This window comes from Tistrella mobilis KA081020-065 (assembly GCF_000264455.2).
In the GTDB taxonomy this organism is placed as follows: domain Bacteria; phylum Pseudomonadota; class Alphaproteobacteria; order Tistrellales; family Tistrellaceae; genus Tistrella; species Tistrella mobilis.
In genome coordinates this window covers 241,991-265,088 of the sequence record NC_017966.1, presented here as the reverse complement: position 1 = coordinate 265,088, position 23,098 = coordinate 241,991, and the positions used below count along the sequence as shown (strand labels likewise).

Annotated in this window: 20 protein-coding genes; 17 read left to right on the top strand and 3 right to left on the bottom strand. The window is 67.6% G+C overall.

Annotated elements, in window-relative coordinates; genetic code table 11:
* Positions 1–51 precede the first annotated feature (51 nt).
* The 10 genes from TMO_RS21995 to TMO_RS30775 all read left to right on the top strand — a co-directional run bounded on the left by TMO_RS21995 (position 52) and on the right by TMO_RS30775 (position 12,090).
* Complete coding sequence (locus TMO_RS21995; RefSeq protein WP_014753002.1) at positions 52–867, top strand: enoyl-CoA hydratase/isomerase family protein; 816 nt, start codon at positions 52–54, stop codon at positions 865–867.
* Positions 868–919: 52 nt separating this feature from the next.
* Positions 920–2,593 (top strand): class I adenylate-forming enzyme family protein, encoded by a 1,674-nt coding sequence (locus tag TMO_RS21990; RefSeq protein WP_014753001.1) that lies wholly within the window; start codon positions 920–922, stop codon positions 2,591–2,593.
* 71 nt (positions 2,594–2,664) lie between these two features.
* The gene (locus TMO_RS21985) at positions 2,665–3,954 is read left to right on the top strand and encodes an ABC transporter substrate-binding protein (RefSeq protein WP_014753000.1); all 1,290 of its coding nucleotides are present in this window, start codon (positions 2,665–2,667) and stop codon (positions 3,952–3,954) included.
* A 169-nt stretch (positions 3,955–4,123) separates the two neighbouring features.
* The gene (locus tag TMO_RS21980; RefSeq protein WP_197465225.1) at positions 4,124–5,020 is read left to right on the top strand and encodes a branched-chain amino acid ABC transporter permease; all 897 of its coding nucleotides are present in this window, start codon (positions 4,124–4,126) and stop codon (positions 5,018–5,020) included.
* Entirely contained in the window at positions 5,017–6,045 is a 1,029-nt protein-coding gene (locus tag TMO_RS21975) for a branched-chain amino acid ABC transporter permease (protein ID WP_014752998.1), read from the top strand. The genes TMO_RS21980 and TMO_RS21975 overlap by 4 nt, the downstream gene beginning before the upstream one ends.
* Positions 6,042–6,824: an ABC transporter ATP-binding protein gene (locus TMO_RS21970; RefSeq protein ID WP_014752997.1), complete on the top strand. Its 783-nt coding sequence runs from the start codon at positions 6,042–6,044 to the stop codon at positions 6,822–6,824. The genes TMO_RS21975 and TMO_RS21970 overlap by 4 nt, the downstream gene beginning before the upstream one ends.
* The gene (locus TMO_RS21965) at positions 6,817–7,536 is read left to right on the top strand and encodes an ABC transporter ATP-binding protein (RefSeq protein WP_014752996.1); all 720 of its coding nucleotides are present in this window, start codon (positions 6,817–6,819) and stop codon (positions 7,534–7,536) included. Before TMO_RS21970 ends, TMO_RS21965 begins: the two co-directional genes overlap by 8 nt.
* Positions 7,537–7,715: 179 nt before the next feature.
* Positions 7,716–9,428 (top strand): AMP-binding protein, encoded by a 1,713-nt coding sequence (locus TMO_RS21960; RefSeq protein WP_014752995.1) that lies wholly within the window; start codon positions 7,716–7,718, stop codon positions 9,426–9,428.
* A 42-nt stretch (positions 9,429–9,470) separates the two neighbouring features.
* Positions 9,471–10,169 (top strand): TetR/AcrR family transcriptional regulator, encoded by a 699-nt coding sequence (locus TMO_RS21955; protein WP_014752994.1) that lies wholly within the window; start codon positions 9,471–9,473, stop codon positions 10,167–10,169.
* A gap of 157 nt (positions 10,170–10,326) precedes the next feature.
* A complete protein-coding gene (locus tag TMO_RS30775) occupies positions 10,327–12,090 on the top strand; it encodes a GmrSD restriction endonuclease domain-containing protein (protein ID WP_014752993.1) in 1,764 nt (587 codons plus the stop codon).
* 90 nt (positions 12,091–12,180) lie between these two features.
* Here the strand turns inward: TMO_RS30775 and TMO_RS31365 are convergent, their stop codons facing one another.
* Positions 12,181–12,408: a MazE family transcriptional regulator gene (locus tag TMO_RS31365; protein ID WP_014752992.1), complete on the bottom strand. Its 228-nt coding sequence runs from the start codon at positions 12,406–12,408 to the stop codon at positions 12,181–12,183.
* A 248-nt stretch (positions 12,409–12,656) separates the two neighbouring features.
* Between TMO_RS31365 and TMO_RS29880 the strand changes: the two genes are divergently transcribed.
* From TMO_RS29880 to TMO_RS21925, 4 genes are all read left to right on the top strand, one after another.
* Positions 12,657–13,352: a response regulator receiver protein gene (locus tag TMO_RS29880; RefSeq protein WP_145978361.1), complete on the top strand. Its 696-nt coding sequence runs from the start codon at positions 12,657–12,659 to the stop codon at positions 13,350–13,352.
* A gap of 77 nt (positions 13,353–13,429) precedes the next feature.
* The gene (locus TMO_RS21935; RefSeq protein WP_041607340.1) at positions 13,430–13,720 is read left to right on the top strand and encodes a hypothetical protein; all 291 of its coding nucleotides are present in this window, start codon (positions 13,430–13,432) and stop codon (positions 13,718–13,720) included.
* A 53-nt stretch (positions 13,721–13,773) separates the two neighbouring features.
* A complete protein-coding gene (locus TMO_RS29875) occupies positions 13,774–17,040 on the top strand; it encodes a PAS domain-containing protein (RefSeq protein ID WP_187297870.1) in 3,267 nt (1,088 codons plus the stop codon).
* Positions 17,041–17,109: 69 nt separating this feature from the next.
* Entirely contained in the window at positions 17,110–17,991 is an 882-nt protein-coding gene (locus TMO_RS21925) for an oxidoreductase (RefSeq protein WP_014752989.1), read from the top strand.
* 39 nt (positions 17,992–18,030) lie between these two features.
* Here the strand turns inward: TMO_RS21925 and TMO_RS21920 are convergent, their stop codons facing one another.
* Positions 18,031–18,927 (bottom strand): SDR family oxidoreductase, encoded by an 897-nt coding sequence (locus TMO_RS21920; protein ID WP_014752988.1) that lies wholly within the window; start codon positions 18,925–18,927, stop codon positions 18,031–18,033.
* A 143-nt stretch (positions 18,928–19,070) separates the two neighbouring features.
* Between TMO_RS21920 and TMO_RS21915 the strand changes: the two genes are divergently transcribed.
* Entirely contained in the window at positions 19,071–20,006 is a 936-nt protein-coding gene (locus tag TMO_RS21915) for an AraC family transcriptional regulator (protein ID WP_014752987.1), read from the top strand.
* 4 nt (positions 20,007–20,010) lie between these two features.
* Here TMO_RS21915 and TMO_RS21910 read toward each other — a convergent pair whose 3' ends face one another.
* The gene (locus tag TMO_RS21910) at positions 20,011–21,288 is read right to left on the bottom strand and encodes an ATP-binding protein (protein WP_014752986.1); all 1,278 of its coding nucleotides are present in this window, start codon (positions 21,286–21,288) and stop codon (positions 20,011–20,013) included.
* A gap of 208 nt (positions 21,289–21,496) precedes the next feature.
* Here TMO_RS21910 and TMO_RS21905 point away from each other — a divergent pair, with 208 nt between their 5' ends.
* Both TMO_RS21905 and TMO_RS21900 read left to right on the top strand, forming a co-directional pair.
* Positions 21,497–22,267 (top strand): MipA/OmpV family protein, encoded by a 771-nt coding sequence (locus TMO_RS21905; protein WP_014752985.1) that lies wholly within the window; start codon positions 21,497–21,499, stop codon positions 22,265–22,267.
* Positions 22,268–22,289: 22 nt separating this feature from the next.
* On the top strand, positions 22,290–23,021 hold the full coding sequence (locus TMO_RS21900) for a response regulator (protein WP_051045583.1): 732 nt from the start codon (positions 22,290–22,292) through the stop codon (positions 23,019–23,021).
* The last annotated feature ends 77 nt before the right edge of the window (positions 23,022–23,098 follow it).

The following is a 23,098-nucleotide window of genomic DNA, read 5'->3' as shown; positions in this document are numbered from 1 at the left end:
ATCACCCAAGGGCGGCAGACGAACCGCCCCGCCTGAGAGGAAACCAGCCCCGTGACCACCGAACCCGGCGCCTTCGAATTCCGCGACTATCAGTGCTTCACCTTCGAACGCCGCAACCGCGTGCTGACCGCAACCATCAATCGCCCCGAGGCGATGAATGCGGTCAATGCCCGGCTGCACGAGGAATTCTCGCGGCTGTTCACCGACCTCGCCATGGACCCGGACAGCGATGTGGTGGTGCTGACCGGCGCCGGCCGCGCCTTCTGCGCCGGCGGCGACATCAACTGGATGCAGGAACATATCGATGTGCCCGGCGAATTCGAGCGCACCGGGCTTGAGGCCAAGCGCATCGTGTTCAGCCAGCTGGATCTTGAAAAGCCGCTGATCTGCCGGCTGAACGGCCATGCCACCGGGCTGGGTGCGACCATCGCACTGATGTGCGACATCATCATCGCCTCGGACAAGGCCAAGATCGGCGACCCGCATGTCTCGGTGGGGCTGGTGGCGGGCGATGGCGGCGCGGTGATCTGGCCGCAGCTGATCGGCTTTGCCCGCGCCAAGGAATTCCTGCTGACCGGCGACCTGCTGACCGCCCCCGAGGCGGCGCAGATCGGGCTGATCAATCGCGCGGTCGCGCCGGAGCGGCTGGACGACGAGGTCTATGCCCTGGCCGACCGCCTGGCCGGGGGCGCCACCAAGGCGATCCGCTGGACCAAGACCGCGACCAATATCGCCCTGAAGCAGCTGGCCCATTCGATGATGGATGCCTGCATCGGGTACGAGAGCATGTCGAACCTGACCGAAGACCATCGCGAGGCGGTCGCCGCCTTCCGCGAGAAGCGCAAGCCGGCCTTCACCGGTCGATAAGCTCACGGGTCGATAAGCTGGCCGGTCGATAAGCTCACCAGAGGGAACCGCCATGGCTGCCCCCACGCCCCAGGGACCGCTTGAAGCCGATCTCGCCCGCAGGATTGCGGAGACGGGCACGCTCGGCCGTCTTCTGCGGGCGCGGGCGGCGGAACATGGCGCGGCGCCCATGCTGATCGCCCCCTCGCTGCTGCGGCCGGCCGAGCCGGACGGGCTGGCCGTCACCAGCTTCGCCGCCATGGCGGCGGAGGCGGAGCGGCTGGCCCGGGCGCTGGTGGCGGCGGGTGTCGGGCCGGGTGACGGCATCGGCGTGCTGGCCGGCAACACCGCCGTCACCGAGGCCCATCTGGTGCAGTATGCCGCGGCGCTGGCCGGCGGTGTGCTGGTGCCGCTGAACCCCCGCCATGGCGACGAGGATCTGGACCACACCATCGCGCTTGGCCGGCTGCGGCTCGCCTTTGCCGAACCGGGGCTGATGCCGCGGCTTGCCGCCGCGATCACGCGGGCGGGCGGTGCTGCCCGCTGCATCGACCTGGGCGACGGGCTCGCCGGGCTGACGGCGGATGCCGATGCCGGTCTCGCCCTGCCCGAGGTGGCGCCCGAGGCCGTCGCCGATCTGATCTTCACCTCGGGCACCACCGGCCGGCCCAAGGCGGTGGAGCACAGCCACCGCTCTGCCGTGGCCACGGGGGCGATCTTCGGCACGGCGCTGGGGCTGACGCCGGATGACCGGCATCATCACGCGGTGCCGTTCTTCACCAGTTCGGGCGTGCATTTCAACCCGCTGGCCGCGCTCTGGGCCGGGGCGGCGATGATCGTGGAGCCCGCCTTCGATGCGGCGCGCATCCTTGCGCGGATCGCGACCCGGCGCAGCACGGTGCTGCTGTCGGTGCCCTCGGGCTTTCTTTATCTGCTGGATGCGCTGGCGCGGGCGGGCGGAGACGCCCCCGATCTGTCGAGCATCCGGCTCTGGAATTACGGCGGGGCCGCCATGCCCCAGGAGGCGGTGCTGGCACTGGCCCGACGGTTCCCGGAAGTCGATCAGCGCCAGAACTACGGCATGACCGAGACGGGCCCCACCGGCACCATGCTTCTCCCCGACGAGGTGACGGCAAAGCCCGGCTCGGTCGGCCGGCCCATGCCGCTCTGCCGGGTGCGGATCACCGATGCGGACGGCCGCGAACTGCCGGCGGGGGAAGCCGGCGAGATCGAAATCCTGAGTCCGGCCAATATGATCGGCTATCGCGACGCGCCCGAGGCGACGGCGGAGACGATCAGGGATGGCTGGGTCCGCACCGGCGACTGGGGGCGGATAGATGCCGACGGCCATCTCCACCACCTGGACCGGTTGAAGGATGTGATCGTCCGCGGCGGGCTGAAGATCGCCGCCCGGCGGGTGGAAGACGTGCTGCACCGCATCCCCGGCGTGTTCGAGGCGGCGGTGATCGCCCTGCCCCATCCGCGGCTGGGCGAGGATGTCGCGGCGGTGGTGGTGCGCACGGCGCCGGACACAACCGAAGACATCGAAACCGATGAAGACTTCATCGCTCGGCTGCAAGCGGCCGCTACGGCGGTGCTGGCCGATTACGAGATCCCGAGACGGGTCTTCCTCACCGATGCGCTGCCCCGCAACCCGCTGGGCAAGGTGTTGAAGACCGAACTGCGCCGGCAGCTTGCCGGGGCACCCGAACACGACCGACACGATCTGCACCCATCGCATGGATGAGGCATGAAGGCGCGGCCCGTGCCCCACGGGACACCAACCAGAACCGCGCCATGCCCAGGGAGGAGACAGAGATGACCCAGAGCTTCAAGGGCCCGAAATTCAGCCGGCGCACCCTGCTGAAGACCACCGCCGCCGCGGCCGCGATCGCGCCGATGAGCCGGCTGTGGATCCCCGGCGCCCGTGCCGCCGACAACCCGCTCACGCTGGGCCTGGTGACGCCGCTGTCGGGCGCACAGGAAATGATCGGCAGCTTCGTGCGCCATGGCGCCGAAATCGCGGTCGAGAAGATCAATGCCGATGGCGGCGTGAACGGCCGGCCGCTGGCGCTGGAGATCCGCGACAGCAAGGCCAACCCGGCCGCCGCGACGGTGGCGGCACGCGAGCTGCTGGGCCAGGGCGTCAACCTGCAGCTGGGTACCATCTCCTCGGCGGTGGCGCTGGCCATGGGTCCGCTGATGCAGGCGGCCGGCGGCACGGTGCTGACCTGCGGCGCCGGCACCGAAAAGCTGAACCACGAGAATTACAGCCCCAATGTCTTCCGGGTAGGCGACAGCCCCTATTCGCGCCAGTACGGCCTGATCCGGCTGATCGCCGAGCGCTACCCGAACGTCACCAGCTGGGGCGGCATCATCCCCGATCATGAATATGGCCGCACCACCTGGGCGATCTTCGTGGATGCGATGCTGAACGTCTTCCCCCAGGTCACCGGCAAACAGCCCGAGATCCAGCGGCCGATCCTGGTGCCCTATGGCGCGGGCGACTACAAGAACTTCATCGCCGCCGCGGTGCGCCAGCCCTTCGAGGGGCTGTATACCTCGGCCTATGGCGGCGATGCGGTGACCCTGTTCCAGCAGGCGAAGCCCTTCGGCCTGTTCGAAAAGACCAAGGTGCTGGTCGATTCGGCCAACGAGTTCCTGGTGCCGCTGGCGATGAAGGACCAGACCCCGGACACCTGGACCGGCACCCACTGGTATTTCAACGGCAACACCGACAACCCGATGTCGAAGCATCTCTACGATGCCTATGTCGCGCGCACCGGGAACAAGTATCCGATGGGCTGGGCGGCGGAAGCCCATGCGGCGGTCTATGCCTACAAGGCGGCACTTGAGAAGACCGGCGGCGAGACCAGGGCCGATGCGATCATCGCCGCGCTGAAGGGCCTGACCTTCGACAGCGCCACCGGCAAGCGCACGCTGCGCGCCGAGGACAACCAGGCGATCAAGAGCGTCGAGATCATCCGCATCAGCCCCAAGGCCAACAACCCCGACGGCTTCGCGGTCACCGACTTCGTCTCGGTGCCGGGTGACAGCGTGGTGGAACCGGCACGGCCGGGACAGAAGCTTGAACTGAAGTCTCTCTGACCGTCTCTCGACTTGCAGCCACCGGGGCGCGGCCAAGACGATCGCGCCTCCCCGGTGACCGGCCGCACCCCCTCCCCGGTGGCTGCATTTTTTCGCGAGACAGAGTGCATCGCATGGCCAACGGTGCGCACCCCGACCTTCCGCACCCCAATGCGGCCTTACGGAGGCGATGATGACGTTCGCCGATCTGGCGCTGATCCTGTTCAACGGCATGGCCTGGGCGGCCGCGACCTTTCTGGTGGCGGCGGGGCTGACGCTGATCTTCGGCATCCTGCACATCCTGAACTTCGCCCATGGCGGGTTCTTCATGATCGGCGCCTATATCGCCTTCACCCTGCTGCAGCTGGCAGGCGGCGGCGGCGTGCCGCTCTGGCTGTATCTGGTGGTGGCGCTGGCATCGGGCATGGCGGTGGCCGTGCTGGGGGTGCTGGCCGATCTCGCCATTTTCCGGCGGCTGCGCGGGGTTGAAGACGCCTATGTGCTGATCGCCACCTACGCCCTGCTGCTGGTCTGCGACGGCGCGGTCAAGCTGATCTGGGGGCTGAATTTCATGTCGGTGCCGACGCCCGACGAGCTGGGCGGCGCGGTGTTCCTGGGCGATGCGATCATGCCCGAATTCGCGCTGTTCGTGGTGGCCTGCGGCCTGCTCGCCTTCATCGGACTGGACCTGCTGATGGAGCGGACGACCTTCGGCAAGCTGATCTGGGCGGTCGCCATGGACAGCTGGATGGCGAAGCTGCTGGGCATTCGCGTCGGCCGGGTGCTGATGATCACGGTGGTGATCGCCTTCGGCCTGGCGGGCCTTGCCGGCGGGCTGCTCGCCGCCAATCAGAGCCTGTCGCCCAGCCTGGCCGGCGTGTTCCTGCTCCAGGCCTTCGGGGTGATCATCGTCGGCGGCATGGGCAGCATCCGTGGCGCTGCGATCGCCGCCGTGATGCTGGGGCTGATCGAAAGCTTCGGCACCGTCTTCCTGCCGGACTATCCCGGCATCCTCTTCTTCGTCGCCCTGGCCGCCGTGCTGCTGATCCGGCCGCAGGGGCTGATGGGACGCGCACAGGTGGCATGATGATGCTTGCGACCCGGACGACACCGCTTCTGGCACTCTGGCCGCTGGCGGTGGGCCTGATCCTCTTCGCCCTGGCGCCCGCGCTGCTCAATCAGGGGCTGGTGTTCCTGGCGGGGCTGACGCTGGTCAACATCGTGTTTGCCCAGGCCTGGAACCTGCTGTTCAGCACCATCGGCCTGCTGTCCTTCGGCCAGGCGATGTTCTTCGCCATCGGCGCCTATGCCATGGCGGCCGGCCCCCAGCAGGCCGGCGGCGGGCCGTTCCTGATGTGGCTCGGCCTCTCGACCGGGCTGGGGGCGCTGGCGGCGATCGTCTTCGGCATCGTGGCGCTGCGCCGCTCGGGCGGGATCTATTTCGCCGTGCTGACGCTCGCCTTCGCCGAACTGGTCCATGTGCTGATCACCAAGACCGATTGGCTGGGCCGCAATGACGGGCTGACCGGCATCTATCGCCCGACGATCGAGCTTGGCGTCGCCACCATCGATCTGACGCAGGGCGATGCCTATTACTGGTTCATGCTGGTCGCCTGCGGCCTGGCCTCGGCCCTGCTCTGGTGGGCGGGGCATGGCGTGCTGGGCCGCAGCTTCCGGGCGATCCGGCAGGATCCCGTGCGCGCGGCCTTTCTGGGCCTTAATGTCGACCGCCACCGCCTGGCCGCCTTCGCCATTTCGGGCGCCGCCAGCGCCTTCGCCGGCGCGGTCAGCGCGCCCTGGATGCAGATCGTCACCCCCGAACTCGCCCATTGGAGCATGTCGACAAAGCCGGTGCTCTATGCCCTGTTGGGCGGCGCCGCCAGCTTCTGGGGCCCTGCGATCGGTGCCATCCTGTTCGGCGCGGTGGAATACGCCACCCGCACCATGCACGGCATCGCCGACATCACCACCGGGCTGATGCTGCTGGCCGTGGTGCTGGCCATCCCCGGCGGCGTGATGGGGCTGGTGATGAAACTGCGCGCGCGGCCCGCCGCAGCCGCGCCCGCCAGACCCGTCGCATCGACCACCCGCCCGCAGGAGCAGACGCCATGAGCCTGTCCGCCCCCAGCTCCGCCGCGCCGCTGCTGGCGGCCCGCGGCCTGGTGAAGTTCTACGGCAAGACCCAGGTGCTGCACGATGTCTCGATCGATGTGGCACCGGGCGAGGCCCATGTGGTGATCGGCCCGAACGGCGCCGGCAAGACCACGCTGTTCAAGGCGGTCTCAGGCGAGTTTCCGGTCGATGGCGGCGAGATCCGCTTCGACGACGGCAATGTCACGAAGCTTGCCGGCTGGCAGCGGGTGCGGCGCGGCGTCGGCCGGTCCTTCCAGGTGGCGCGGATCTTCGGCGAGATGACCACGGCCGAAAACCTGATCGTGGCGGTGGAGGCGCGCGAGCGCCGGACCCGGGGCGGCTTCGGCCTCACTTTCCGGATCAGCCCGCGGCATGGCACGCTGGCCGAGGTCCGCCGGCTGCTCGACGGGCTGGGGTTGGGACCGCGCGCCGACGACCCGGCGAAGCTGCTCTCCCACGGCGACAAGAAGCGGCTGGAACTGGCGATGAGCCTGGCGCTGCGGCCCAAGCTGATCATGCTCGACGAGCCGACCGCCGGCATGTCGCCGGGCGACCGCACAGCGGCGGCCGAGCTGATCGACGAAACCCGGCGTGCCCACGGCCTCGCCTTCCTGCTCACCGAACATGACATGGGCGTGGTCTTCGGCCTTGCCCAAAGGCTGACCGTGCTGCATCACGGCCGGGTCATCGCCAGCGGCGAACCGGCCGCGGTGCGCGACGACCCGACCGTCAAGGAGGTCTATCTGGGCCATGGCTGACCCGCTTCTGCGCATCGAGGCGCTTCATTCCGGCTATGGCGATGCCGCGGTGCTGCACGGCATCGACCTCGCCATCGAGGAAGGCTCGGCCGTCGCCCTGCTCGGCCGCAACGGCGCCGGCAAATCCACCTTGCTCAAAACCATCCTGAATGCCGGGCCACGGGTCACCGGCGGCCGCATCACCCTGGACGGCCGGGATATGGGGCCGCTCGCGCCCGATGCCCGCGCCCGGGCCGGGCTGATGCTGGTGCCCGAAGACCGCCGGATCTTCCCGCATATCACGGTGGCCGAGAATATCGCGCTGGGCGCGCATGCCGCCCGCCCGGGCGTGAAGCCGATGACCATGGACGAGATCTGGGCGCTGTTCCCGGCGCTGGTGCCCTTCGCGGCCCGGGCCGGCTATGCGCTCTCGGGCGGGCAGCAGCAGATGGTGGCGGTGGCGCGCGGCGTGATCGCCCGGCCGCGCCTGCTGCTGCTGGACGAACCGGTGGAGGGGCTGGCCCCGGTGATCGTGGACCAGATGGCGGGCGAAATCCGCCGGCTGCACCGCGATCACGGGCTGACGGTGCTGGTCACCGAACAGAACCTCTCCTTCGCCCGCGCGGTGACCGACCAGGTGCATCTGATCGACAGCGGCCAGCTGGTGTATTCGGGCAGCTGGCATGAGTTCGACGCCGATCCGACGCTCAAAGCCCGCTATCTGGCCGTGTGAGTCTTTCAGCCCCTCGCCGGGCGGCCACTGCCGTGGCCTTGGCCGCCGCCTCAATGGCGGGAGTCTGTTCGACCCTCGCCGGGCGGCCACTACCGTGGCCTTGGCCGCCGCCTCAATGGCGGCTTGTGACCATCATCGCCGTTGTTCCGCGCCCTGTGCTCCCGAGGACCCCGCACCCCATGTCCAGCATCCTTGTCGACGACCCGAGCGGCTTTCGCCTGCGCTACACCCCGGACGAGACCCGGCTGCGCCGGGCAGCCGGCGAATGGTCGGGGCGCACGCTGGTTGATTATGCCCGCGACCGGGCGCGCCAGACCCCCGACCAGATTGCGGTGCGCACCGAAACCGGCAGCCTGACCTATGGCCAGGCCCTGAGCCGGGCGGTGAAGCTGGCACGGCAGATGCGGCAGGCGGGGCTGAAGCCCGGCGATGTGGTCAGCTTTCAGCTGCCCAATTGGGAAGAGGCGGTGGTGCTGAACCTGGCCTGCACGCTGGGGGCCTGGGTGATCAACCCGATCGTGCCGATCTATCGCGATCGCGAAGTGGGCTTCATTCTGGGGGATGCGCGCTCAAAACTTCTGGTCCTGCCGGCGGAGTGGCGGCGGTTCGACTATGCCGCCATGGCGCGGGGGCTGAAGCCGGGCCTGCACCATCTTCAGGCCATCATCACCGTGCGCGGCCGCGCGGAAGGCTGCGATAGCTGGGAGGATTGGGGCGGGGCCGAAGACGACGGTGCGGTTGATTTCGGCGACGACTTCACCCCGGCCGATGCCTCACAACTCAAGATGGTAATGTATACCTCGGGCACCACCGGCCGGCCCAAGGGCGTGCTCTATGCCCACGAGACCTCGCAGCGGGCGCTGCTGAATTCCATGGCGGCCTGGGACGTCCGGGCGGGCCAGGTGATCCTGATGCCCTCTCCCGTCACCCATGTCACCGGCTTCTCTTATGGCATGGAGCTGCCCTTCTATCACGGCACCACCACCGTGTTCATGGAGCGCTGGGACGGCAGTAGGGCGCTGGACCTGATCGAAGACCATGGCGTGTCGGTGATGATCGGCGCGACCCCCTTCCTGCAGGAGCTGACCCAGGCCGCGGAAAGCGCCCGCGCCGCCGGGCGGCCGCCGGTGGCCGCCAGCCTGAAGATCTTCGCCTGCGGCGGTGCGGCGGTGCCGCCCGAAGTGGTGCGCCGCGCCCGCGCCGCCCTGCCCGGCCTTGCCGCCTTCCGGGTCTATGGGTCGAGTGAATGCCCGATGATCACCCAGGGCTATCCCGGTACCGACCCGGCCTCGGCCGAAGCCGCCGCGGTGACCGACGGCGCGGTGACGGGCTGGGAGGTGAAGGTGGTCGACGATGCCGGCCGCACCCTGCCGCCGGGGGCGGAGGGCGAGATCCTGGCCCGCGGCCCGGCGCTGTTCCGCGGCTATACCGACCCGGACGCCACGGCCGAGGCCTTCGATGCCGAAGGCTATTTCAAAACCGGCGACCTCGGCACGGTCTCGGCCGCGGGCCAGGTGGTGATCACTGGCCGCAAGAAGGATCTGATCATCCGCGGCGGCGAGAACCTGTCGGCCAAGGAAATCGAGGACGCGCTGCACGAACACCCGCTGGTGCGCGAAGCCGCTGTGGTCGCCATGCCCCATGCCCGGCTGGGCGAAGGGGTCTGCGCCTGGCTGATCCCGACCGATGCGGCCCGCGATGCGGAACATGACGGCACCGCCCTGCCGGATCGCGAGGCGATCGCCGATTTTGTTGCATCGCGGGGGCTGGCGCGGCAAAAACTTCCCGAACGGATCGAATGGGTCGAGGATTTCCCGCGCACCGCGTCGGGCAAGATCCAGAAACATCTGATCCGCAGGATGGTGGCGGACGCAGTCCAGGACAAGACCTGACCGGCCGTCCACGACCGCACAGTCAACCGAAGGACGGAATTCATGGCGGGGCGCAGACGCAACGAGCGCGCGGAACAGGTGCGCGAGGCGATCATCCAGGCGGCCGCCCGGACCATCGGCGAGAAAGGTTACGACAAGACCTCGATCGCCCGGGTGGCCGAAGAGGCCGGCATCGCCCATGGCTCGGTCTATCTGCATTTCGAAAACCGCCAGGCTCTGTTCGACAGCCTGCTGCCGACGCTGGGCCGGCGGATGCTGGACTTCATCCGCCGGCGCACCCGCCACACCCGCACGGTGCTGGAACGCGAACGGGTGGGGCTGGAGGCCAATTTCGCCTATCTCTCCACCCACCCGCATCTGCACCGCCTGACCAACGAGGCCGAATTCTTCGCCCCCGAAGCCCACCGCGAATTCTATGACCACCTGGCCGAAGGCTATGTCCGCGCCCTGCGCCGGGCCCATGCCGCGGGCGAACTGCCCGGCTATACCGACGCCGATCTGGAACCCATGGCCTATATGCTGATGGGCGCCCGCGAATTCCTGCTCTCCCGCTACTGCGTCACCGGCACGGAAGTCCGCCCGCTGCCGCAGGAGGTGGAACGCATCTACATGACCGTCGTCGCCCGCGCCCTTTCCGCCACCACCCCTCTGCCCGACGAGGCGGCACCGTCGCCGGAGCATGCGGCGGATGCGCTGCGGGAGGCGGCAGAGACGGATTTTGGGAGGGGGGTGGGGGGCTAAACTCTTCCCGAAAATGCGATGCAGCCTCATTCGCCCACATGCGGAGGATGCTCCCGACCATTCCGCTGCAAAACGCATGTGCGTTCGGCCAATGGTTGAGGGTCGAGAGAGCGTACGATAACTTGTACACTCTTGAGAGCGGATGCGGAGCGCGCCCATGCACACGGCCAATTTCACTATTTCCGACATACTTCGACGGGCCCGAGAGAAGGCTCTGACGATTCCGCAATTTCAGCGCCCTTTCGTCTGGAAGAACGCACAGATAAAGCTGTTGATTGACTCGATTTCACGCTCCTATCCTGTTGGATCCATCCTTCTGCTTCCCAAGACGGCTGACATAACACTGAATTCTCGCAGCATCCAAGCCGAGATATTCGAGGATCGCAATGATGATGCCGGTGAATCGGCTGGCGAAGCCCCGCCAGAAGAGATGCCGTCTGAGCAATACTATATACTTGACGGGCAACAGAGAGTCACATCCATCGTCCGTGTATTCATGGATGCCGATCCAACACATAGCTACTATTTTAACGTAAGAAAGATGCTGAGTCATTATCTGCGGGGAGAAGATGGCACGGATTGGATTACGCGCAAGCGCAAGGATAAGAATGGACATTCACGGAAAGAAGATCAGGACCTCATTCGCGCCGACGTTGTGATGAGTCAGATCGACTGTGAAATCTACTTGTCGCAGTTCAGTGACAACAATCTGTACACGATCGAGGAATTCAATGGGGACCGCCGCAAAGCCGCTGCGGAGATGGCCAAGGTACGCGGGGTTTTCGAGAGATTCCGAAGCTACCTGCTGCCGGTCGTGACGATCGAACGCGACGCCAAGATCGAAAGCGTCTGCCGGATATTCGAGACAATTAATTCCACCGGAACACGGCTCACAACCTTCGATCTTTCTGTCGCTAAATATTATCCGGATCCAGATCTTCAATCTATGTGGAAGAGTGCAAAAGAAATTCATCCAATATTAAACGATTTTGCTGTCGATGGAGAACGTGCCCTACAGGTCATTGCGCTGGTTTCAGCATTTCGTAGCGGAAAATCTCCGGAAGTCTCCCGGGGTACTCTTCTCACGATGGGAAGAGACGTCATACTGTCTGAATGGAACGCGGCGATCACGGGTCTCGCCAAGGCTTACCGCTGGGCCGAACGCAATGGCGCGCGCGCGCCAAACCCGCCCAGCCACAACATTCTCACTGCGATCGCAGCCCTGTTCGTCATCAGCAATGATAGCGCGTCGATCTATGACAATGAGGATGACACCCTGCGGAAGTGGTATTTTTGTAAGATACTCCAGCAGGGTGCGCGACAGGCCGGTAATTACAAGATGGGTCTGTATTTTTCAGAGCTAAGTCTATATTCATCCGGAAAAATAAATCCGACTTTTGATAAAGTATACATGAATGTCGATTCCATCATGCATCTTTATCAGGCAGCGGATGTTAGATATAAAGGCCTACAGTCCCTGATATTTGCGACTATTAAGAATGATCTGTTCACCAATCAACTGATATCGGAGGATATGGTCGAAGAACACCATATTTTTCCGCGTGCCCTCCTCAAGAAGAGCAAGGTACGTCAACGAGATATCGACTCCATTACCAACAAGATTCCGGTCATCAGAGATACGAACCGAAAAATCGGCGACGATTCTCCCTACGACTATTTCAGGACCAGGCTGCTGAGCGCCAAAGAAGCCGGCACGGTCGGGGCCCTCCGCGAAAGAATGCAGGCCTGCCTCATTCCTGGAAATCCCGGAGATCCGGATTGGCTGGAACAGTTCAAGGTTGAAAACTACGAAGTCTTCATGCGCCGCCGGGCGCAGATCATGGCGGATCGTATCCGGACGATCATCGGTGACGCCTATGTCGACGGTGCCACAGAAGACGATGATGACGATTCGGATTGAAGCCACGATCCAGGTCGAGATGTCAAAATCGCGGCCGATATGACATGACCTTCGTAACGCTCCGGCCCCGGACAGATGGCGGCCGGAGCGTTATGTATTCGCCTCATCCCGATCAAACACAAACCCCGCCGGCAACATCCCCCGAAACGCCCGCAACCGCTCAATCGCCCTTTCCCGATCCGACCGACGGCTGATGTCGAAAGCCCAAGGCCCGGTCACGCGGACGTCGAGGGTGGCGCCCGCCTCAGAGCCGAGTTCGGAGACCAGCTCGTCGGGCAGGGCGATGGTCAGACCCTCGGGTTGTTTTCTGATCTGCATACCGGCCTCCCCATGGCTCGCGCCCTGGTTTCAGTGTAGCCCGCCCCCCGATCCGGGCAAAGCCACCGGAAAAAAACGCCACCCCCTCGAATTATACGGGAACCCGCAGCGCCTTCGCCGATTGACTGCCTGAGAACAGTCAGATCCATCGGAGAACGACCATGCCATCCGCCCCGCCCGTGACCGCACGTCCCGCCCCGCCTGCCGCCGGTCTTGAGCCGGGGCGGTTAATGGCCCCCAGAGCACAGGTGAGCGCCGTACAGGTGAGCGCCGGCCGGCGCGGCCGGGAGGTCGGCGGGGAGCGGCGGATCGATCGGCCGTCGCTGAAGGTTCTGGTGCTGGAGGATGATTTTTATCTGGCCGAGACGCTGTCGGACGATATCCGCAGCTGCGGCGATACGGTGGTCGGGCCGTTTTCGGATATGGACGAGGCGATCCGGCATGTCGAAGCCGCGCAGGTCGCGATTCTGGATGTGAGGATCCGGGATCTGGCCTCGTTCCCGGTGGCGGATTCGCTGGTCCTGGGGCGCGTGCCCTTCGTGTTTCTGACCGGCTATGACCTCGACATTTTCCCCGACCGCTTCGCCGGCCGGCCGGTCTATCAGAAACCACATCACGCGCGCACGCTGCTGGACGATCTGCACCGGCAGTATGAGGACGGGCGGGACCTGCCGGCGCCCGACCGCGACGGCAGCACCGATGCGGTTTCGGGCGGCCGCATGGATGATGCGCAGAGCCTGGAAGCGGTGGTCTCGGGCCTGCTGCAACGGGCCCGCACCCTGCTGCCCGACCCGGGCGCGGCCGAACGGCTGGTGGAGGCGACGCTGCGCCGGGCGATCACCGAAGCCCGGAGCGGCCGGGCCGGAAGCCCGGAGCCGGCCGCCTGGCTGCACGCGGCGCTGGACGACGAATTCCGCCGGCGCGGACGGCTTTATCTGCACTGAAGCGAGGCCCCCGGAGGGATCCGGGTACGGGGTGGCGGGTATCAGGATGGCCACCGCCAGGTGGTCCAGGAGGGTTTATGGTCGATCAGAAAAATGGCGGTCCGGCACGGGGCGACGAAGAACGCGCGCGATGGGTGCGCGAGCGATGGGCGCGCGAGCGATGGGCGCGCAATGGCGGGATGGACGGCGAAGCCGGCCCCCTGCGAAGCTCGCGCATACCGGGCCGGACCGAGGTGATTCCGCCGCGGCTGCGGCAGCTGGCGCATGAACTGGCGGATGCGCTGGAAGAGGCACGGCGGCGGCGCGGCCCCGCCGATCAGCCGCAGGGCGCGAAGACGCCCGATGGCGATGAAAGCGAGGAGCGGTGACCCATGCGATGCATATGCCGCTGAGGCATCAGACGCCGACGAATGACGGCAGCATGCGGGCGCAGATCGATGCCGGCGACTGGTCGGCAACCGCGATCGGCCCCCAGGCCGGATGGCCGCAGGGCCTGATTTCTGCGATCGGGATCATGCTCGCCGCCCCCCAGCCGATGCTGATCTGGTGGGGGAAGGAGCTGATCCGCTTCCACAACGACGCCTGCATCCCGCTGCTGGGCCGGCACCACCCTGCCCTGTCCGGCCTCCCTGTGGACGAGAACGGGGGGGACGAGGACGGGTCGGATGAGCGGCCCACGACCGACAGCGCCGCCTGGCCCGATCTCGGCGCCACCCTGGCGGCGGTGATGGCGGGCGGGGCCGCGATCCGGCGCGAGCGGCTGGACATGGTCGTCACCCGCGACGGGGTGGCGGAAGAGGTCTGCATGGCCCTGTCGTGCAGCCCGATCCCCGACGGCCAGGGCGGCACCGCCGGGGTGTTCGGCATCTGCACCGACGAGACCGGCCGGATGCTGAGCGACCGTCGGCTGGCGGCACTCACCGCCCTGGGCGACGGCACCCGGGCCGCCCGCAGCGCGCCCCAGACCGCCGCCGCGATCATCGCCGTGCTGAACGACCAGCCGCGCGACCTGGCCTTTGCCCTGCTCTACAGCCTGGACGGCGACACGCGCACCGCCAGGCTGACCGGCTGCGCGGGGCTTGCGGCCGGAACCGCCGTCACCCCCTGGGAGATGGATGCCGACGGCCCGGCGCAGCCCTGGCCGCTTGCCGCCCCCCTGGCAGGGCATCGGGGTGGGGTGATCGACCTGGCCGGGCCGGGGCTTGCCGCCGGCCCCTGGCCGGCCGCCTCCACCGCGGCCGGGGCGCCGCAATCCGCCGTCATTCTGCCGCTGACGGCGGCCACGGACGACCATGGCCACAAGGTCTCGGGCTTTCTGGTGGTCGGGCTGAACCCCCGGCTTTCCTATGACGACGGCTATCGCCGCTTCCTGGACCTGCTGGCCCGCCAGGTGGGGCTGACGCTGGCGACGGCGCGGCTGGCCGAATTGCAGGGCGAGGCCCACAAATACCGCACCCTGTTCAATTCCATCGATGAGGGCTTCTGCACCATCGAAATGCTGTTCGATGCGGACGGAAAGCCGGTCGATTATGTGTTTCTGGAAACCAATGCCGCCTTCGCCCGCCAGACCGGCCTGTCGGATGCGGTGGGCCGGCGAATGCGCGATCTGGCGTCGGATCACGAACAGCACTGGTTCGACATCTATGGCCGCATCGCCCTGACCGGAACGCCCGAGCGTTTCGAGCATCGGGCCGATGCGCTGGGCTTCTGGTACAATGTCTATGCCTTCCGGATCGGCGAAAACCAGGTCGCGGTGCTGTTCCACGACATCTCGGAGCGCAAGCGCCACGAGGCCGAGATCGACCAGAGCCGCCGGCGCTTTCAGGCCCTGGTGATGGCGACCGCACAGTCGGTCTATCGGATCAGCCCGGACTGGCAGCAGATGTCGGTGATGGAGACCGGCCTGCCACCGCATGTCGCCGACCCCGCCGGCACCGCGCTGAACCATACCTGGCTTGAGCGCTTCGTCCTGCCCGAGGACCGGCAGATGGTGCAGAGCGCCGTTCAGGCGGCCATCGACGGCAGCACGGTGTTCGAGCTGGAACACCGCATCCGCCTGCCCGATGGCGGCATCGGCCATGTGGTGTCGCGTGCCGCGCCGCTGCTCGCCCCCGACGGCACCGTCAGCGAATGGTTCGGGTCGGGCACCGACGTCACCGCCCCGCGCCAGGCGGCGGAGAAGCTGCGCGCGACCGAAGAGCGGCTGCGGCGCTTCGGCGAGGCCTCGCGGGATGTTCTGTGGATCCGCGATGCCGACAGCCTGCAATGGGTCTATCTGTCCCCGGCCTTCGAGACGATCTACGGCCTTGGCCGCGAACAGGCGCTGACGGGGGATAATTACCGGCGCTGGCTGGATCTGGTGGTGGCGGAAGACCGGCCGCGGACCGAGGCGATGATCGCCCGGGTGCGCGGCGGCGACCATGTCACCTTCGACCACCGGGTGATCCGCCCCGGCGATGGCGGCATCCGCTGGCTGCGCAACACGGATTTCCCCATCCCCGACGCCACCGGCCGGATCGCCTTCATCGGCGGGATCAGCCACGACACCACCGAGGCGCGGCGGGTTCAGGACGCGCTGCAAAGCAGCAGCGACCGGCTGGGCATCGCCGTCAAGGTGGCGCGGCTGGGGCTGTGGGACTGGGATCTTGAGACCGGGCATATCCACTGGTCGGACGAGCACTACCTGATGGAAGGCTATGCGGTGGGCGAGGTGACGCCCAGCTACGAGGCATGGCTGCGCCGCATCCACCCCGAGGATCGCGGCGAAACCGAGGCCGCACTGCACGAGGCGATGGCCGACGGGAGCGATTTCGTCAGCGAATTCCGCACCCTGCACCCCGATGGCTCGGTGCACTGGATCGCCGGGCGCGGGCGGTTCTTCTATGACGCCGAAGGCCGGCCGGTGCGCATGGTCGGCGCCATGATGGACGTGACCGGCCAGCGGGAATGGCAGGAGCGCCAGAAGGTGCTGCTGGCCGAGCTGCAGCACCGCACCCGCAATCTGATGGGCGTCATCCGCTCGATCGCCGACAAGACCGCCCGGGCGAGCGCCGATCTGGGCGATTTCCAGCACCGGTTCCGCGACCGGCTGGACGCGCTGGCCCGGGTGCAGGGCCTGTTGTCGCGACTGACCGATCATGACCGCGTCGCCTTCGACGAACTGGTCCGCGCCGAAATCTCGGTGATGGGCGACCCCGCCAGCCAGGTGACCCTGACCGGGCCGTCGGAGGTGCGGCTCAGATCCTCCACCGTACAGGTGCTGGCCATGGCGCTGCACGAACTGGCGACCAATGCGGTCAAATACGGCGCCCTGGCCCAGCCCGCAGGGCGGTTGCAGATCTCGTGGCACCTGGCGCCCGCGGAGGACGACCATGAGGGGCCCTGGCTGCATATCGACTGGCGGGAGCGGGGCATCACCATGCCCGCCGCCGCCCCCACCCCGCCCGGTAGCCGCCAGGGGGATGGGGGCCAGGGGGGATGGGGGGCCAGGGGGGATGGGGGCCAGGGCCGCGCCCTGATCGAACGCGGCCTGCCCTATCAGCTGAAGGCGAAGACCAGCTTCACGTTGGGACCCGACGGGGTTCACTGCACCATTGCGGTGCCGGTGCCGGTGCCGGTGTCGGTGTCGGTGCCGGTGTCGGTGTCGGTGCCCGTATCGGGGCCGGTGTCGGCGGGGCCGGCCATCTGATAAAACAGGCCGATCCCGCTGGTCGTCCTGCCCCGACGAGCGCAGCCTGCAAAGCCCGGAGGAACGATCATGACGACGCACAAGACGGCCGGCAAGTTCAGGCTCGGCGACCGCATGGTCGACCGCATGGGTTATGGCGCCATGCAGCTGGCAGGGCCTGGCGTCTTCGGCCCGCCCAAAGATCCTGCGGCAGCGATCGCGGTGCTGCGGGCGGCCGTGGAGGCCGGCGTCAACCACATCGACACCAGCGATTTCTACGGCCCCCATATCACCAACCAACTGATCCGTGAGGCGCTGCACCCCTATCCGGACGATCTGGTGATCGTGACCAAGGTGGGCGCGATCCGGGGCAGTGACGGCGCCTGGCTGCCGGCGCAGGCGCCGGCCGATCTTGAGCGCGCGGTGCACGACAATCTGCGCAACCTGAAGCTCGACGTGCTCGATGTGGTCAATCTCAGAATCGTCGAGGGCCACAGTCCCGGGCCGGAAGAAGGCTCGATCGAAGAGCGGTTCACGGCACTGGCCCGGCTGCGCGACCAGGGACTGATCCGCCATCTGGGGCTCAGCAACGTCACCGCCGCCCAGGTCGCCGAGGCGCAGCGGATCGCGCCGGTGGTCTGCGTGCAGAACCACTACAACCTCGTCCACCGCGCCGATGATGCGCTGGTCGACCGTCTGGCGGATCAGGGCATCGCCTGGGTACCCTTTTTCCCGCTCGGAGGCTTCACCCCCCTGCAATCGGCAGCGCTGGCCGAAGAGGCGGCGGCGCAGGGCGTGTCGCCGATGCAGCTGGCCCTCGCCTGGCTGCTGGCCCGCGCGCCCAACATCCTGCTGATCCCGGGCACGTCGAGCCTTGATCATCTGAAGGAAAACCTGGCGGTGCCGTCGCTCGACCTGCCGCGGGACAGGCTGATGGCGCTGGGTGACCGGGTCGCCGGCGAGGCCGGCTGACCCGGTCCGTCAGCCGGCCGCCCTTACGCACCGCGTTCATCATCCGACGAAATAGCCCGCCGTCCGGATGTCGTCGAGCAGCCCCGGCCCGGTCGGCACCCAGCCGAGGCTCTCGCGGGTGAGCGTGGCCGAGGCCGGCACGTCCATGGCGGCGAAATGGGTGAACCAGGTGAAATGGGCCGGCGCCTCTTCGGGCGTGACCGAGCGCAGGGGCAGGCCCAGCCCCTGCCCGATGACGGTTGCGACCTCGCGAAAGGCGATGCCCTGTTCGGCGACGGCGTGATAGCGGGCACCGGCCTGCCCCGCTTCCAACGCCAGGCGATAGAGCCGGGCGGCGTCGCCGCGATGGACCGCCGGCCAGAGATTGGCGCCCTCGCCGATCCAGGCCGAGACGCCCGTGCGGCGGGCGATGTCGATCAGAATCGGCACGAAACCGTGATCGCCGGCCCCGTGAACCGAGGGCGGCAGGCGCAGCACCATGACCCTGGCGCCGCCGGCCAGCGCCTCGGCGGCGGCCTCTTCCGAGGCGACGCGGGGCAGGCCGCCCGATCCGGCGCGCGGGGCGTCGTCTTCGGTCGAGAGCCGCCCCTGGGGCAGCACGCCGATGCCGGAGGTGACGATCAGCGGCCGGTCGCTGCCGGCAAGCGCCGCCCCCAGCGCCCGCACCGCGGCGCGGTCGATTTCGCAATTGGCGACATAATCGGTGAAGTCGTGGATGAAACCGGCATGGATCACCCCATCCGCCGCCGCTGCCGCCGCGGCAAGCCCGGCGGTGTCGCGGAGATCCCCACGGATGGGGGTGACGCCGGCCCGGGCCAGGGATGCGGCCGCCTCATCGGACCGGGCCAGGCCCGAAACCCGATGCCCGGCCCCAAGAAGGTCGCGGACGACCGCCGTGCCGACGAAACCCGTGGCACCGGTGACGAAGACATGCATGGCAACCTCGCAAAGCTGCAGGATCGGTAAAACACCGAGGCCGCAGGATAGGCCCGACCCCATGGACGATCCATGCTGCAGCCTCCATAATATCTTCGCGATCGTCCCGTGGCGGCGCTGCTCTCCCCCGAAGAGGCCCCGCGATGGACCCGCTCTCCGACATTCTTTCCCTGCTCCGCCCGAAGAGCTATGTCTCGGCCGGCTTCGATGCCGGCGGCGACTGGGCTGTGCGCTTCGACGACCAGCAGGGCTATATCAAATGCTATGCCATCACCCGGGGCGGCTGCTGGCTGACCGTCGACGGCCTGGCCGATCCGCTGCGGCTGCAGGCGGGGGAAAGCTTCGTAATGCCGAGCGGCCGGTCGTTCACCCTGGCGAGCGAGTTGGGCCTGGTGCCGGTTTCATCCCGCGAGATCTTCCCCGTGCAGCGGGACCAGGGCGTGGCGCGGCTGGGCGGCGGTGGCGGCATGTTCCTGGTCGGCAGCCGGTTTGCGGTCGATGCCGGCCGCGCCGGGCTGCTGCTGGCCAGCCTGCCGCCCGTGCTGCATGTTCATGCCCCCGCGGATCGCGAGGCGCTGCGCTGGGCGGTGGAGCGGATGATCGACGAGCTGCACGATCCCCGCCCCGGCGGCCAGCTGATCGCCCGCCATCTGGCCCATATGATGCTGGTCCAGGCGCTGCGCCTGTGCATGACCGAAGCGGGGCCCACCCGCACTGGCCCTCCGCGCATCGGATGGTTTTTCGCGCTGGCCGATCCGCGCATGGCCGCGGCGATCGGCGCCATGCATGCCGATCCCGCCCGGCGCTGGACGGTGCAGGACCTGGCCGCCGCGGCCGGCATGTCGCGATCGGCCTTCGCCGCCCGCTTCCGCGAAACCGCGGGCGAGACGCCGATGGAGTATCTGACCCGCTGGCGCATGCTGCTGGCGGCCGACCGGCTGGAAACCACCGGCGACCCGATCTCGGTGATCGCGCCCGATCTGGGCTACTGGTCGGACAGCGCCTTCAGCACCGCCTTCAAGCGGGTGATGGGCCGCCCGCCCCGGGAGTGGGGCGAAAGGGTACGGGGGGTCGCGTGACGCGTCACCCCACCGGTATCGTCATGCGCACACGCAACCCCTGTGGCGCATTGTCCAGAAGCTCAAGCTGGCCGCGATGGGCCTGGACGATTTCGGCGACGATGGCGAGGCCCAGGCCGAAGCCGGTGCCGCCGTCCTGGCGGGCGGTGTCGAGCTTGAAGAAGGGTTCCAGCACGCGGGCGCGCTTGTCCGGCGGAATGCCCGGGCCATTATCGGCCACCTCGATCACGAAGACACCGTCGCCGGCTGTGAGCGTGACATCGGTCCGGCTGGCGAAACGGATGGCATTTTCGCAGAGATTGGCCACCGCCCGGCCCAGCGCCAGCGGCCGGCAGCGGGCGACGAGGCGGTTCGGGCCGTGGAAGCGGATGTCGTGGCCGATATCGGCGAAATCACTGCAGATGGTCTGCAGGGTGCTGGCGACATCGGTGCGCTCCACCGCCTCGCGGGCATGGTCGTCGCGCAGATAGGCCAGGCTTTCATTGAGCAGCGCCTCCAGCCGGCCGACATCGGCGAGCAGGGCCGCGCGCAGCTCCGCATCGGCGATGCGGTCGGCGCGGAGCCGGATGCGGGTCAGGGGCGTGCGCAGGTCGTGGCTGATGCCGCGCAGCATGCGGGTGCGGCTCTCGACCATGGTCACGATCCGCCGGCGCATGCGGTTGAGTGCACGGGCCAGCATCACGATTTCGATGCTGCCGCGTTCCTCGAAGATCTCGGTCCCGCCCGACAGGTCCGCCCCGGCGGCGGCGGTTGCGATGCGCCGCAGCGGCCGGGTGATGACGTGGGCCGAAAAGGCCGCAAAGAGCAGGCCGAGGGTGACGATGGCAAGCAGGTAATACGGCACCTGGGCCGAGACGTCGCGCAGGATCATCCGCTCAGGATCGAGGGTGGCGACCAGCAGGGTCTGCCCCTGGTCGATCTTCAGCACCATCACCCGGGTCTCGTCGAGGAAGGTGCGCCATCCACCGACCGGCGGATCGATGTCCTCGGGCATGAACAACCAGCTGGTCAGCCTGTCGAAAACACCATCCTCGGGCAGTCCCGTCACCAACCGGTCAGCCGTCTCGGGGGCTGCGAGGGACAGAACCCAGCCCGACCGCCGCGCTGCAGCAAGCACGGCGTCGCGTTCCGCCGGTGGGCTGTCCTCCACCAGATCGGCCACGACCCCGACCTGCCTGGCCACCTGCTTCAGGTCCGGCAGGGTCGACAGACTCTTGATCTGGCGTTCCAGGATCGGACCGAACGTGTCGACGACCGCCAGGCCAATCAGGATGATGACCATGATCTGTATCTGCAATGTCGGTCGCGGTATCGTGACGCGCTTCATGCCCGCTCCGGCGTATGGGGTGAACGAGGTGGCGGCCGCCATCTTCGCATGTCGCGGGCCGCCGCGGTTGCGCCGCAACAAAACGTAACAAATCCACACCCCCACGGCCCCGCGCAATATGGGAAGCAGAAGGCATCGGTCCTCATCGTCGCACGGAGCCGTCATGCGTCGTCTCGCTTGCCATACCACCTCCCTTCTTCCGGCCGCAGCTGCGGTCGCCCTTCTCATCATCCGGCCGGCCGGTGCCGAGGCCCGCGACTGGAGCCTGGTGCTCGGCGCCGGTGCCGAACTCGCCCCCGAATACGAAGGCGGCGAGGATATGGAGGTCTCGCCCGTGCCGCTGGTACTCTTCACCTGGCAGGACTGGCTGACGGTCTCCCCCGGCGGCGCCGAGGCGCGTGTCGCACGCTGGGGCCAGTTGTCGGTCTCGGGCCGGCTGGGCTATGAAGAAGGCCGCGACCAGGACGATGCCGACCGGCTGAAAGGGCTGGGCGATGTCGATGGCGCCGCCACCGCCGGGCTGAAACTCGCCTGGAACCCGGAGCCCTTCGAAGTGTATCTGACCGTCGACCGGGCGCTGGGCGGCAACGACGGGCTGACGGGCACGCTGGGGCTCGACTATACGATGGAAGTGTCGGAGCGCCTGACCCTGACGGCGGGTGTGGCCGCGGTGATGGCCGATGATAAGCATATGCAGAGCTATTTCGGCATCGATGCCCGCCAGTCCACCGCATCGGGCCTGGCGCGCTATGATGCCGAGGCCGGGCTGAAGCGGGTGGAATTCGAGACCACGGCCACCTGGATGATGGGCGACAACTGGCTGCTGCGCGGTGCGGCGGGTGTGGGCGTGCTGACCGGCGATGCCGCCGACAGCCCGGTGGTGGAAGAGAAGGTCCAGCCGAAACTTTCACTGGCGCTGGGCTACCGGTTCTGAAGATCGGGACGAGGTGACGAAGATGCAGCCAGCCGCCGGCCCCCGTATCCTGCCCCGGATCCTGATCGTCGAGGATGATGCCGGGATCGGCGGGCTGCTGGCCCTGACCATGCAGGAAAGCGGCATGCAGGCGACGGTGGTTGGCGACGGCCGCGGCATGACCGCGGCCCTGAGCCGGCAGGGTTTCGACCTGATCGTGCTGGACATCATGCTGCCCGACGAGGACGGCGTCAGCCTGTGTCGCAGGATACGGGCGGAGATGACCATCCCGATCATCATGCTGACGGCGCTGGGCGAAGAAATCGACCGGATCGTCGGGCTTGAAGTGGGGGCCGACGACTATGTCACCAAGCCGTTCAGCCCCAGGGAGCTGGTGGCCAGGATCCGCAGCCTGCTGCGCCGCGCCTCTTACGGTGCAGCCCTGCCCGATGCCCGCCGCCGGCTGCGCTTCGACGGCTGGGAGATCGACCCGCTGCGCCGCCAGCTCCACGACCCCTCCCGTGCCCGCATCGCGCTGACCACTACGGAATTCGACCTGCTGCTCGCCTTCTGCCGCAATCCCGGCCGGGTGATCACGCGCGAAGAACTGCTGTCGCTGACCCATGCCGGTCTCGCCGGGCCGATCGAGCGCAGCATCGACGTGCACATCAGCCGGCTGCGCCAGAAGATCGAAGCCGACCCGAAAGAACCCGCCCTGCTGCGCACGGTGCGCCTGGGCGGCTATGTCTTCACCGCCGTGGTCGAAGAGATCTGAGCCGACTTCAGGGACAAGGTTTTCGTAAAATTTACACCCCGCCGATTCGTCGCCGCCGCCGCCCGCCCGTCATGCAC